11 protein-coding genes, 1 tRNA gene and 1 pseudogene are annotated in these 13,120 nt (G+C 40.8%); 8 read left to right on the forward strand and 5 right to left on the reverse strand.

Features of this window, described 5'->3' with window-relative positions:
- Together BP896_RS09940 and BP896_RS09255 are read left to right on the forward strand one after the other, a co-directional pair.
- Positions 1-120 (forward strand): annotated as a pseudogene (locus BP896_RS09940) (sugar fermentation stimulation protein SfsA); the annotation flags it as partial.
- A gap of 136 nt (positions 121-256) precedes the next feature.
- Positions 257-682 (forward strand): hypothetical protein, encoded by a 426-nt coding sequence (locus BP896_RS09255; protein WP_291767771.1) that lies wholly within the window; start codon positions 257-259, stop codon positions 680-682.
- 549 nt (positions 683-1,231) lie between these two features.
- On the opposite strand, the gene BP896_RS09260 is transcribed toward BP896_RS09255, so the two are convergent.
- The 3 genes from BP896_RS09260 to BP896_RS09270 all read right to left on the reverse strand — a co-directional run bounded on the left by BP896_RS09260 (position 1,232) and on the right by BP896_RS09270 (position 5,465).
- Positions 1,232-1,309 (reverse strand) — tRNA-Cys (locus BP896_RS09260).
- A gap of 294 nt (positions 1,310-1,603) precedes the next feature.
- Positions 1,604-2,872, reverse strand: coding sequence for an FtsX-like permease family protein (locus tag BP896_RS09265; protein ID WP_291767772.1), 1,269 nt, complete (start codon positions 2,870-2,872; stop codon positions 1,604-1,606).
- Positions 2,859-5,465 (reverse strand): hypothetical protein, encoded by a 2,607-nt coding sequence (locus tag BP896_RS09270; RefSeq protein ID WP_291767774.1) that lies wholly within the window; start codon positions 5,463-5,465, stop codon positions 2,859-2,861. Before BP896_RS09270 ends, BP896_RS09265 begins: the two co-directional genes overlap by 14 nt.
- An 87-nt stretch (positions 5,466-5,552) precedes the next feature.
- On the opposite strand from BP896_RS09270, the gene BP896_RS09275 reads away from it, so the two are divergent.
- The 4 genes from BP896_RS09275 (at position 5,553) to BP896_RS09290 (ending at position 7,792) form a co-directional block, all read left to right on the forward strand.
- Positions 5,553-6,275 carry an ABC transporter ATP-binding protein gene (locus BP896_RS09275; protein ID WP_291767776.1) on the forward strand — a complete coding sequence of 241 codons (723 nt, stop codon included), beginning with the start codon at positions 5,553-5,555 and terminating at the stop codon, positions 6,273-6,275.
- 42 nt (positions 6,276-6,317) lie between these two features.
- A complete protein-coding gene (locus BP896_RS09280; protein ID WP_291767778.1) occupies positions 6,318-6,614 on the forward strand; it encodes a hypothetical protein in 297 nt (98 codons plus the stop codon).
- A 69-nt stretch (positions 6,615-6,683) separates the two neighbouring features.
- Entirely contained in the window at positions 6,684-7,493 is an 810-nt protein-coding gene (locus BP896_RS09285; RefSeq protein ID WP_291767779.1) for a D-aminoacyl-tRNA deacylase, read from the forward strand.
- 2 nt (positions 7,494-7,495) lie between these two features.
- Positions 7,496-7,792: a hypothetical protein gene (locus BP896_RS09290; protein ID WP_291767781.1), complete on the forward strand. Its 297-nt coding sequence runs from the start codon at positions 7,496-7,498 to the stop codon at positions 7,790-7,792.
- A 2-nt stretch (positions 7,793-7,794) separates the two neighbouring features.
- Here BP896_RS09290 and BP896_RS09295 read toward each other — a convergent pair whose 3' ends face one another.
- Positions 7,795-8,034 carry a sulfurtransferase TusA family protein gene (locus BP896_RS09295; RefSeq protein ID WP_291767783.1) on the reverse strand — a complete coding sequence of 80 codons (240 nt, stop codon included), beginning with the start codon at positions 8,032-8,034 and terminating at the stop codon, positions 7,795-7,797.
- A 118-nt stretch (positions 8,035-8,152) separates the two neighbouring features.
- Here BP896_RS09295 and BP896_RS09300 point away from each other — a divergent pair, with 118 nt between their 5' ends.
- Complete coding sequence (locus BP896_RS09300; protein ID WP_291767785.1) at positions 8,153-8,614, forward strand: DsrE/DsrF/DrsH-like family protein; 462 nt, start codon at positions 8,153-8,155, stop codon at positions 8,612-8,614.
- A 186-nt stretch (positions 8,615-8,800) separates the two neighbouring features.
- Here the strand turns inward: BP896_RS09300 and BP896_RS09305 are convergent, their stop codons facing one another.
- Positions 8,801-10,942, reverse strand: coding sequence for a hypothetical protein (locus tag BP896_RS09305; RefSeq protein WP_291767787.1), 2,142 nt, complete (start codon positions 10,940-10,942; stop codon positions 8,801-8,803).
- A gap of 261 nt (positions 10,943-11,203) precedes the next feature.
- Between BP896_RS09305 and BP896_RS09310 the strand changes: the two genes are divergently transcribed.
- Positions 11,204-13,120 (forward strand): ABC transporter substrate-binding protein (locus BP896_RS09310; RefSeq protein ID WP_291767789.1); only part of this gene is annotated, 1,917 nt, incomplete at its 3' end.

Genomic DNA, 13,120 nt, shown 5'->3' on the forward strand with positions numbered 1-13,120 from the left:
AAATTCAGTGATGCGTTAAGGTATGCTATTGAACATGGAGTTAGGGCATTAGCCTATAAATTAATATTAACTAGGGATTGGGTGCTAATCCCCATGGGTCAGATTAATATAGTACTGTGAATCACTAGGTTAAGGTAGGTTTCCTAAAGGTTTAAAGGAGGGGTGTAGCATTAAATTAACGTGAGCAGAATTAGGGAGAGGATTGGGCATATGTATGTTATTAGGCGTAGGATTGGGCACGTTTGGGTGATTAAAAGTGGCCGTGAGGGTGAGGGTCAGGTTAAGGAGTAGTGGCTCTGATGTATTAACCTCAGCCTTAGTTAATACTGGCTTTGAGACTGATAGGCCACAGGTATTAATACCTATGAATTTAGCTAAGGCGCTTAAACTATGGCCACCCACAGGCAACGCCTACATTGTTGAATTCGGAACCGCAGGTGGACCAATTAGAGAGTATGTGATACCAAACTCCATAGAGATCACCGTGATCACAGCTAATAAGGAATCCAGAAGCATAACCTGCGATGCAGTTATATCGCACATTGAGGAGGAGGTTATCATTAATGATAAGCTCTCTGAGGAGCTTGGTATAATCATACTAGCTGCCGGTAGTGGAAAGTGGAAATTTGCAGATGACCCGGAAGGCATAGTGAGATACTCTGAAGCACCACAGTACTGGTGAGCTACCATTTGTGTTCATGCTTTTATTTCAGTGGGGTTCAGCTTTCAGCTGCAGTTTGGCTTTATGGTGAGTCATGGGGTTCATACTTAGGTTGTTAAGCATCTGGGTAGGTGTATTAATCATAGTTTAGGTCTAGTTTATGAGCGTGTTTATGTTTAAAACACCTTGAGACTAAATCTAGCTAATCTCATATTATTCGACTTTAATAGATGTAGCCATTAGGAGCTAAGCATGCTTCAGGCATTATTAAGTGGTGCTAATCCATTAGAGGGATCAATAAGCATTAATCTATAGGGCTGGTTAAACAAGTTAAGCATTATTGAAGAGAAGGTAAATACGATTAGGGGAATAATTAAGAAGATGCAGAAGTAACAAGCAGCGTAATAGTTGCATTATTACAGGGATTAACGTATAAGATTGAATGAAGCAGTAAAACAAGAAACTGCCCCAAGCCTTAAGGGTAGTTCGTGTGCTTACCATAACACGTAATACAATGGCGATAACATATTCAATTCCTTGGAGTTGAATTATAATGCGGGGAATGCTGCTTGGAGCCCCGGCCGGGANNTTGAACCCGGGACCTACGGGTCTGCAGCCCGCCGCTCTACCGTGCTGAGCTACCGGGGCTTAGTTAACATTATAGGCATGGATTTTATAAGCTTTATTATGAATAAACATGCCTGGATCCCTACTTTCAAATAGGATTAGTAGTTATGATTCCTCAAATTTAAACCACCCTAATGCCTTAACTCTACCATTCACTGGATTTAGGGTATGAAATTCAATATAAGCTAGGACTAAACTTAAGGTCCATATTAAGGAGGAATAGAATAACCGCTTTAAGGGATTAAGGTAACTTTATATGCTTATGAATGGTTCCGGAAATTAGGGAAATTAAGGGAAAAGTTACTTAATTTGACCTTACTCATACCTGAGTGTTTGGGCTGGTGGTATTCTGGTGGCTCTTATGGCTGGTATTAATGCTGCAATGACGTTTGTTACTAATGGGATAATAAACAATAATGCTATGTAGGGTGCGGTGAGGGTTATGGGTATTGGTAAGTTTATGCCCACTGATGATGAGGATGATGTGAATGCTGCGCTTGATGATGCTGCACCCCTAAATCCACCCCTAAAGCTGGTTCCTGGACTGGCGCTGAATAATGATGATGTGTGTATTAGGTTTGTTAGGGTGATTAGGAGTGAGATACCGATTACTGAACCTATTATACCTATTATTAAGGCTTCAGTTATTAGGAGGATTGGTATCGACCTCCTACTAAAGCCAACGGCACGCATTATCCCAAATTCCCTAGTCCTCTGGATAACATTTATTGTAGTGGTATCGAAAATCCATATGCCAATAATCACGAAGCTTATGCCTGATATGAATGCCAGGAAGAGTTCAAGGGTTGTGAAGAATTGATTAACGCTTGAAAGCACAGTGGATAAGTTAAGTACCTGATCCTGAGGGTAAAGTGACTGAAGCATGCTTGATACTGAATTAACGTTACTGGGCTTATCAACGTGTATTATTAGCCCGCTTAAGACACCTGATGGATCGATTTCACTGAGGAATGATGATGAATCCATGAATACCGCAGTATTGGGGTTAACCCCAATTAATCCAATACTACCAGGCTTTAGGATTCCACCCACTATAGCGGTTACGGCCTTACCATTAACAGTTAAAGTTATTAATTGACCTGGGTAAATTATTTCCTGACCAGTATTAGTGAACGCAATATTATAACCCACTAAAACCACACCAGCCTGTAAAATCGGATTACCACTGATTAATGCATCACTAAGGGATGTAACACCATACATTTGCATTAACTCATCCAACGTAACCCCAACTAATTGAACACGCTGAGGATGGCCATTAACGTTTATGCTACCTGAAGCCTCAAGTAAAGGTTCCACACCACTAACGTGAGGTAATGATGATACTGTGGCTAGGTCGGTTAAGGTTAATTGAGCTGTACCGCTTGGGAGGAGAACAATAGTGTTAACTCCAAAAACGCTCTCAAAGAAGCCTGTAGTTAATGACTTGAATCCTTGACCTGCACCAACAGCTAGGCCTAGGGCTATTATCGCTATAACTATGCCTACAATAGCCCCAATGGTCCTACCCCTCCTCTCCCATAATGCCCTCCAGGCTAAGTTAAGATAATCAACGACCCTCACTACCACCACCCCTCCTCCTTAAGGCAAATATAACTACGGCAACCACAATAATGGCCACTACCGTAATAGTTACGTAGGCCATTAACCCATGCTGGTTACTGCTTGTCCTACTTATCGTAGTGGTGAAGAACCCATGACTACCTGGGAAACCAGTAAACTCAGTTGAATTCCCAAACACGCTAATTGGTACATTATAGTAAATCCTATGGAGTTGGCCATACTGGTCAGTGAATGTTATAATGAAGATTATTGAACCATTAAGTGGCCTAACCGGCAGCACTGTGAAGGCAACATTGCTTAATGACTGGGATTCAAGTGAACCAAGGTAAATACTCCTACTGCTAACAGCCACTAATCCCGGACTAGTTAACATTGTTACGTTTAAGTTATTTGCAGTCACTGGACCTGAATTAACTAGTGTTAATGATATTGATACATCAGCGCCTACTGTGGCTACTTTTGGTGCAATGGTGTAACCTGTTATTAGGATTTGCGGTAACCCAGCGACACTCATGGTTATTTGGCCCTCCACATTACCCTCACCACCAGTGTAGCTGTACATTAAGGTGTAGCTTAGCGAAACGGAGCTTGATGATGATGGTATAGCTGCAGGTATTGTTAAATAATATGTTCCTTCAGCTCCAACCTCATTAATATGGTACTCAGTATTGGTAACAGACATGCCACTTACCGAGTTGAAGATTAGTGTTAAATTATAAAGTGGTACTGGTTCATTATTACGTATACCTAATATTAACTTACCTAAACCGGCATTAAGGGTAGAGTTAAGTGGATAAACCACGGCTATGATGCTGGGTGCACTTGATACGCCTAAGTTTAATTCGCCATTAACATTGCTCATGTACTTACCCACATCGTATGTTAAAACATAGTTAATAACTACTGAGCCTGCTGATAAAGGCACCATTAACGGTACAGTAACCGTGTATGTGCTGTATGATTTAATCTCACCAATATTGAAACTAGTCATTAGGGGATACGCCCCCTCTGTTGAGGTTATTGTGAAGGTGACGTTACTTAGGCTTGATCCTAAATTATTCCTTATAACTATGGGTATTGTCTCATTGCCAACACTTATTGTTGAGTTAAGTGGGTAGACGGTTAATATTGACTGGGGGCTAATTACGTTAACTGGTAATGATCCAGTTACGCTTCCACCATATGTACCTGGAGTTAGGTAGTAGTAAAGCGTGTAACTTATGGTTGCTGTGCTTATTGTTGATGGAACCATTACTGGTATTGAAATGTAGTATGAGCCACCTGGTGGTAATTCAGGTATATTGTATTCACTACTGCCTAGGCTTAATCCACTTGCTGAATTAAATACAAGGCTAACATTATATAATGTAACTGATGCAGAGTTAAGTATACGGAGTGTTAATTCTCCTAATCCAGGGCTTATTGTTGAGTTAAGGAGCAGTATTGATAATGGGTTAGTTACACCATAGATACCTAGGGTTAGTGTACCTTCCCCACTGCTTACGTAACCGTTAGGTAACTGAAATGATAGTACATAACTCACTGAAGCAGTAGTGGTGGATAATGGTACAACCACAGGTATGGTGAAGGTTAGGTAACCACCACTTGGTATACTTGGGACAATTATTGTGCCATTACCCCTTAGGATTAATCCCTGCGTTGAAATTAATTGAATAGTAACGTTATACAGTGTCACTAGGTTTAGGTTGCGTACACCAATCTCAATAATTCCAGGCCCTGGACTAAGCGTGGAATTCAGCGGATATACGGTAACTTGGCTTGCTGATACTGATAGAGTATTCATGCTTATTGTTGAGGAACCTGATACTGAATCGCCACTTTGGGATATACCACTGTAGGTTATAGTTAATGATACTGAGGTCGTTGAGGTAGGTGCTACATTAATCATTAATTGTACTGATTCACCAGGATTAAGGTGATTAATCACAGTTGATGCTCCACTGGGGCTTAGGTAGGCTCCATTAGCTTGAATTGAAACAACCATATTGTATATTGGCCCACTCCCATTGTTGATTAGGGTTAATGTAATTGGGTTAATTAAGCCATATATTAAGTAACCTTGATTAACTTGAACCACAATGTTTGGTTCACCATATATTACTACAGGTAATGTTACACTTGTTGAACCTGAGCCACCAGCACTGACGTATGATGACGTTAATTGAGAGTACTTGGATTCCCCACCCCAGTTAACATTAAGATTTGCCTGGCAATTTATGGGTAATGAACCATTTATCAAGTAGGTTAAGGTTAATTCCTGCCCTGGGCTAATCCAGCCAACGTATATTGAGCTTGGTGAAATAATGTAATTGCCGCAAGAAAGGGTAGGCTGCAATTGGAAGTAGACGTCATATAAGTAGTAACCACCAGTGTACTCCACAGTTAGTGTAAGCTTAGAGACGCCAACAGGTGTTAATGATGGTGTGGCTTGTTCATTTAATATAACGAAGGGTGGTGGCGTGTTTTGGGCATAGGCTACTTTAAGAAAACCCACTAGGGCTAGTAGGCTTGCCGCCACCATTATTGCCGCCATCTTAGTTTTACTTACTGAGGTTTTCGATAACGGATTCATACGATATCGGTGATCTATAAACCTTATAAACCCTACTCACTAGCTATACACACTAATTTAAATACCCTAAAAGCACATGAATTAACCATGGTATTCATTGAATGTAAGGATGTCTGGAAATACTACGGTGACTACCCAGCCTTAAGAGGAATTAACTTAACAATCAATGAGGGTGAATTCCATTGTGTAATTGGACCCAGCGGCAGTGGTAAAACCACATTACTGAGCCTAATAGGTGGTCTTGATAGAGTTGGTAAAGGTTACTTAAGGGTTGGACCATATGAACTTCATAAGCTTAGTGGCAGTGAGTTGGATGAGTATAGGAATAAGTACGTTGGCTTCATCTTTCAATTATTCTACTTAATACCACGCATGAATGTGATTGAAAACGTTGAATTACCACTAATAGCCAGGGGCGTTGGATTAAGGGAGAGAAGAAAGTTAGCCCTTGAAGCCTTAGAGGCAGTAGGTATGAGGGATAAGGCATATAGGAAGCCAAGCCAATTGAGTGGTGGTGAGCAGCAGAGGGTTGCTATCGCAAGAGCTATTGTTACTCAGCCAAGGCTTCTACTAGCTGATGAACCTACAGGTAACTTAGATAACAAGACTACGGCTGTCATCATGGAGATATTCAGGAGGTTAAATAAGGAGCTGGGAATTACCATAGTCATGGTGACTCATAACCTGGAGCTAATAGGTAATTGCCATAAGGTATCTAGGATAAGTGATGGAGTAATAACGAGGACTTACGAGGTGCCACAAGTCCATGAAAACCTCAGTAACTTAATCAGAGAGTTAACTTCAATTTAAACTAAGGCGTAATGCATTTAAACAAATGTAGTAGCCCACGTTATGAATACTAAGAGCCTACTTAGGATTACCGGCATCATAGGTTTCATAATAGCGGTTATAGCCACCTACATATACGTAACCCACATCCTTATACCGGCAATATTACCAATCCTCATTCACCAAATTGAGGCTCAGTCAAGTAGTGGAGGCGCATCAATTAGTCAATGTGAAGTCTCAAGAATTCCTTCATTTGCAGCAGAAGCATCATCCATAGGTATTATTGTTGGTTTAGTGATTGGCTGGTTAATAGAGCTACCGTACTCTGCATACTCAACAAGGATTACTCACTCTAGTTAAGAATCAAGGTGCGTTAAGGTTTAGTGAATTTGAGAAATGGTTTAATAACCTAAGGTTACGCTTAGCGTAATGAAGATTGGGTTAGTGGTGTCTAGGGTTGATGAAGCTTCCATGGGTATTTGGAGTATGCTTAATAATATGGTTAAGTTCAGGGAAGTTAATGCTAATGAGTATTTATCAGACTTAGCCCTAGCCTTGGTTTCAAGTAAGGATATAGTTTACGTTGATGAGGCTGATGAATGGGCTAAGGTCAATGGTGTGGGTTTATTATTATTTTTAAGTAGGCATGAGATGAGGAATCCTAAACCACTCATAACATTCCATACCCCAGGAAATTGGACTAATGAAGTTGAGTTGGGCGGTAAGCCTAGTCAAGTAGCTATTAGTGAACCAAGAGCATTAACTAACCTATTTAGGGAGGCGTATAGGAGAATTAGTGAATTGGAGGGTTACTCAGCCACCCTTGAGGCTACTCACCATGGCCCCTTTGTTAATAGGCCAGCAATATTTGTGGAGATTGGATCCACCAGTAATGAGTGGAGGGACCCTAAGGCTCAAGAATTCCTAGCATCACTAGTTTTCGACTTCCTTAATAATATTAGCAGGTACATTAATGATGATAAGGATGTTGCAGTATCAATAGGTGACCTGCATTACACCACACTGATTAATCACATAATTAACGGTGAATATGATGTAGGGCACATGGTGCCTAAGTACGTTAAACCCACACCCACAATTGTTAGGATGGCTGTTGAGCGTAACAATGTTAAGCCAAGGCTAGGTATAATACACTGGAAGTCACTGGACGCCGAGTCAAGGGTAATGGTGGAGGAGGAGCTTAGTAGCCTTGGCTTAACTGTGATTAAGAGGAGGTAATCATGCCCAGGTACATGATAATTGAGGCTAGGAGTAAGGCTACCTTACCGCAGGCATATAGAGATCTAGTGATTAAGGCTAGGGGGATTGCTGGGATTAATTGGGATTCAAACGGATGTTACGCTATTCCGATATTCCTCTATGCCAACAGGATTGTGGTTAAGGTACCCACTAATTGTATTGAATGGTTTAGGGCAGCAATGTTGAGTATAGATTATGCAGTAACGGTCAAGGTTACTGGAACAGCCAAGAAGGCTAAGGCTCAGGCATTATCAATACCCAGTATATATATAGTTTAAGATTACTTGCCCTTAATCCTTATCCTAACAATGAGAACACCATCATTCTCATTAACGCTTAATAACTCATTATTAGTTACCCTAGCCCAGTTAATTAAATCCTGCTTAGCCGCCGGATCAGTTGCCATTACTTTAATAACTTGACCAGGCTTAGCTAACCTAGCTGCCTTAGCAGCCTCAAGTACTGGGACTGGGCATACCTTGCCTCTAACATCAATAGTAATCTCATTACCCTCCTCCATAGTTGAGGTGAGGTTAATTAATTTAATATGCTATTTCACTTAATGCATATTATGCTCCCTAATGTAGAAAATAACCAATTAATGACCCTATATAAGCTAGGGAGTTAGGGGTCTAGTTATGAGCAGTAAAGTAGTGGGTATGGTTGTTCAAAGCGGGGCAGCTAATAGGATATGCTGCGTAGTGGTCTACGCTGCTGCCGCCTTGGCTTCAGGTAAAAAGGTTGTCCTACACTTAGTTAATGAGGGTTTAGTGGCTTTTAGGAAGGATGTTGCTGGGAAGATTTGGAGTAGTGAGAGGCCGGAGGATTGGTCAATATTTCCAGAGCAGTATAGGAGTTATGTTGAAGTATTCTTGAAGAATGTTAATGGGGCCATTAAGTCAGGTTCCTTTAAGAACTGGCATGAGATGCTGGCTGAGCTTAAGAAGGAGTATGGTGGCAACTTAAAAATATACGCATGCCCCTTGGCTGCTCAAATGTATAATATTAAGAGGGAGGACCTAATAGATATTGTCGATGCAATAGCTGGGGCTGAAACATTCCTAGCTGAAGTTGAGGGAGGTACAGTATTCGTGTTTTAGATTAACCATGGTGCTGATTGATTAAAAACTAAGTTTAATCCCTAATGGGGTTCATGAACCATAATAAGCCCTTATTAATTATACCCTTAATCAGCAGCCTGGAAGTAGTCATTCAATCCTACCTCACGCACCTCATCATCAATTAAGTTACGTATTTAGCCTAAATAAACATTATGTGAAGTTATATTAGGCTGAGGGAAGGGTTAACTCTAAGGTTGCTTCGGTGTACTTTATGTTAATTAGCAGTAGTTTACTTGCCTCATTATAATCATAATTAACCGGAATCCCATTAACCTTAACGCTAATCGGCTTACTGGGTGAGTAAACTAAGGCTTCACCAGGTTCAGTGAGTGTTAAAGTTGCTTTATAAAGTGAACCTGAGTATTCTTCATTAATTTTACTTACTGAGGCTGGCATTAAGGCATACTTAGTTAACCCAATTATCCTAGGCTTACTTGAATCATCAAATGCTAGGATTAAGTGAGGTTCAGCTTTCCTTACACAGCCCTCCACCTTACCCTCATGAGTAGTCATCGTGTTTACCCTCAGTAAGACTGAGCCCTTAGGTAAGCCTAATTTGCTGGGTTCTAATGTGTAGCATACTTGATCAAGGTCCCTATGCACGTTGAATAACGCAATTACCATAATATCTCTAACGTGGGTTAATGCAGTTAATGGTACTGGTTCAGTATATGGATCATTTATAAACATTTCATCAGTTAACTTAGCTGGTTCATCCGGCCTAAGTACAATCCATTCGGGGGTTAGGAACCTCCTAAGTAAATTAACATTAACACCCCTCCTCCAGTATGGGTCCTTATCAATGGCATCACCAATACCCACCGCTGAGAAGAATAATACTCTGGCCAATAGGTCAGCATAGGCGTGATGATCCGTTGTCACCATTACATCGAAGAATGGTGCATAACCCAGCTGTATTGCTAGCATTGAATCATAGGCATTGTAGTATAGTAGTAAATGCTTAGGTGTTGAGGATCCATAGTCAGGGCTTGTACGTATCATTAATGCTGAATTATGCTTAGCTCCAATGAAGTAGTGGTATAGGTCAGGCATACATAATTCAATCAACATGCTGTACTTCTCAGCGGCATTGAATAAGGCATCAAGGTACCTTTCAAGCGCACCAACCTCACTCATGTAAACTTCACTACACCTCTGCCTAAGTGTGGTTAACCAATCATGCTTAATTGAGTATACTCCCTTATCCTTAAGCGACTTAACTAGGTCATTGAAGTAATCCTCAGGTTGAGTTATGCATGTTGCATTCTTAACAACCCTTGACGGGTACCGTTGGGCATATGGTGATGTCCTCGACGGATACCTAATGTGTAGGCTTATTATTGGGCCAAGCACCCTTGAAAGGGACCCAAGGTCACTACCTAATTCAGGGACCTCATGGTACTCTAATGCACCCCCATCCTCAGGATTCTTAGGGTACCACCATGAGTCAACCTGATAATACTTAACACCAATACCATTATCATCCATATACCTCTTAATCTCAAGCATAGTTTGTGCATAATTCATGCCTGGCAATGTCCTGTACCAGTACATACCACCAGTATCAGTCCAGTATTGGAGGGAATTCAAGTAATTAATATTGGCCTCTATGGATGTCTTAACCCTACCGTAAATAGCCCTAATCCAACGCCCCCACCTATAGAGTGCCTCATTAGGCCTATTACCGTAAACCACTAGGGAAGATAAGGTGAAGCCACCGGGTAGTTCCTTAATGGTCCCACTCAACCCCAGTACAGCCTTAAAACCCACTGAACCTGGGGTTATTTTAAGCAATTGTGGAGCTCTAGGCTCCAGTGCTGAGGTTATTACTGAATTCATGTCCCTTGAGTCAATGAACATTCCAAAGGATCCAAGTGCCACGCTGTCTTTCAATTCACCCGCCTTAATAAAGGCGGGTTTAACCCAATTATACGGAGTGTAACCGAATACCCTATCTAGAAATACATTAGCATTAAGTGACGCAGTATTTACATCACCCTCACCTCTAATGACTCCAGTTAAATGTGAGTCGAGTTTAATGCTAGGGATTAATACTGGTTCATTTAGGTATGCCTTAATGCTTAAGGTTAAGTTAACCGAATTAGCTTTACCAGTAATATTATAAATAATATATTTACCTAAGAGATCTTCACCATTACTTAACCCATAATTTACATAAGCCAATGCAGTATCATTGATTAAAGAGGATGCCTTAATCAGTATCTTATCGCCTAGGATTAATTCCCATGAAACATCCTCAGGTATCACAACTAATCTTAAGCCATTCCACTTAACAATGTTGCTCATAACCTCACCTCCTCAATCCTAGTTTTAAACCATACTTGGGTCGATCATTAGGGAAATTAGTAATTGCGTTTACTTCGAGCTTTGTAAGTATCGTAGCTAGTTGGACAATCGTTCAGTGCGAGTTTATATATATGTTATATAGTTTTTATAATTACTCTATTATTGAGTACTATTTGTTTTAATGCTTATATCTTTTCATAATGATTAATCATGCACATCGTTAGCATGCATGTTTATTAACATGCCTCCGTACAGCAGCATATGAGGTTAAGCCAAGTACTCGTGCTATCAATGGTGGCTGCGTTAATAATACCCATGGTTACTATGGCTACTCAGTTCAATATCACTCAGGCAGTATCATCAACCCTACTTTATGTTCCAGGGGCACCAAACTGGAATCTATACTTATCTCATCCTGTGGGCAGTGATATTGGAGCATACGATACTTATGCTCCACTAGCCTACTATAATCCAATAACTGGTCAATTCTTTCCAGCTCTAGCCGAGAATTGGACTGTTGAGGTTTTGCCTAATGGTTCAGGTATTTTAACTATCTACCTTAGGAAGGGCCTATATTGGTTTAATGGTTCAGCCACAATACCATTCACTGCATGGGATGTTTATGCTGAATTCTACATTGGCGTTAAAGGTTTTGGATGGTTTTACCCATTCATGCAGTTCCAGTACGCTGATGATGATATTAGGGTCATAAACAATTACACAGTACAGTTCCTATTCCAGGAATGGTCGCCAACAGAGTGGATATACTTACTCACCTACCACATGTATACCCCATGGCCAGTATGGAAGTGGGCTGTTTACGCCTTAAAGAATATTACAAGTAGGACTGATGCATTAACCTTCGCTCATAAGAATATTACAACCTTTGTGGCGCCATATTGGGGTATTAGCCCATACTATGTTTCTAAGGTTGGATCAAATTACATAATTATAAGCCTAGTTCCTCAAAACCTATTTAATGCTTGGGAAGAGGTTTACCCACTTAACTCCTTCACATATTACCCAACGGTCACATCGTTATTCACAGGTGGTAATACTCAATCAATGACAGCTATAATGTCTGGTACGGCTCAATTCATATATGTCTTCCTATCTCCACAGCAGAACGCTGAACTTGAGAGCAAGGGTATTAAGGTGTTCACGATTTACTCCTATGATATTTATGGTATAACTATTAATCCTAATCAGTATCCTTGGAATATTCCTGCTGTTAGGAGGGTATTGTATTACCTACTTAACACCACTGCTATTGCTGCATCATGGGGGTTACAGTCACTGTTACCAGCTAACTACAATATCCCAGCGGCACCATATACATTAGTCACATTCCCATCATCAGTAACAAATATGTTATTCACGTATCAATATAATACTACAAAGGCGGCTGAAATTCTTGAAAGCCTAGGCTTCTACCAGAAGAATGGGCAATGGTACACACCAAACGGAACACCACTGCAGCTGCAGCTACTAGTACCTGCAGGCTTCACTAACCAAATAATACCAGCATCATATGCGGCTGAGGAGCTTTCAGCCTTTGGCATACCAACTAAAGTAGTGGCTATTGAGCATGATACGTTGGTTGGTAAATTAATACCTAATGGTGAATTCCAATCGGTTCAATGGTTTGGTCCTAAGGTAGTTAGTTATATTACTGCCTGGACTCAGTGGCCGCATTCATCAGTGTGGACTTATTTTGTTGGTAACGTGTTTAATACATCATTGGCCTGGCCTTTTGCTTGGCCTAAGGTTGTTAATCATCAGTTAGTTGGCTGGTATTGCCAATCATTATCAACAAACCTACCACCGCCAATTAATAATACTTTAGTTTGGTGTGCTAATTCAACATTTGGTTACATTAACTTAACTAATGTGCAGACTGCCATAGCAGCGGCTGCACCGGGTAGTCCTGATTACGAGAAGGCTATTGAGGCTTGGGTGGCTTGGTGGGAGTATTATGACCCACAATTCATTTGGGGTGCTAAACTTGAGCCGATTCAATATAATCCAAACTACTTCGACTTCACTTGGGCATATGCATGCATGCCGCACATAATAGCTGACCTAGTTGTTTACCCATCATCGCAACAGATGATTATGGGTGCGGCTTCAACTTGGTTACCTGATCCATTCTTCTTTGGTGGTGTGGCACCACCAGGT

This window comes from Caldivirga sp. UBA161 (genome assembly GCF_002506515.1).
Lineage (GTDB): Archaea > Thermoproteota > Thermoprotei > Thermoproteales > Thermocladiaceae > Caldivirga.

Coding starts and splice junctions, on each gene's coding strand:
- BP896_RS09270 (WP_291767774.1), bottom strand. CDS start 5,465: ATGAATCCGTTATCGAAAACCTCAGTAAGTAAAACTAAGATGGCGGCA.
- BP896_RS09275 (WP_291767776.1), top strand. CDS start 5,553: ATGGTATTCATTGAATGTAAGGATGTCTGGAAATACTACGGTGACTAC.
- BP896_RS09280 (WP_291767778.1), top strand. CDS start 6,318: ATGAATACTAAGAGCCTACTTAGGATTACCGGCATCATAGGTTTCATA.
- BP896_RS09285 (WP_291767779.1), top strand. CDS start 6,684: ATGAAGATTGGGTTAGTGGTGTCTAGGGTTGATGAAGCTTCCATGGGT.
- BP896_RS09290 (WP_291767781.1), top strand. CDS start 7,496: ATGCCCAGGTACATGATAATTGAGGCTAGGAGTAAGGCTACCTTACCG.
- BP896_RS09295 (WP_291767783.1), bottom strand. CDS start 8,034: ATGGAGGAGGGTAATGAGATTACTATTGATGTTAGAGGCAAGGTATGC.
- BP896_RS09300 (WP_291767785.1), top strand. CDS start 8,153: ATGAGCAGTAAAGTAGTGGGTATGGTTGTTCAAAGCGGGGCAGCTAAT.
- BP896_RS09305 (WP_291767787.1), bottom strand. CDS start 10,942: ATGAGCAACATTGTTAAGTGGAATGGCTTAAGATTAGTTGTGATACCT.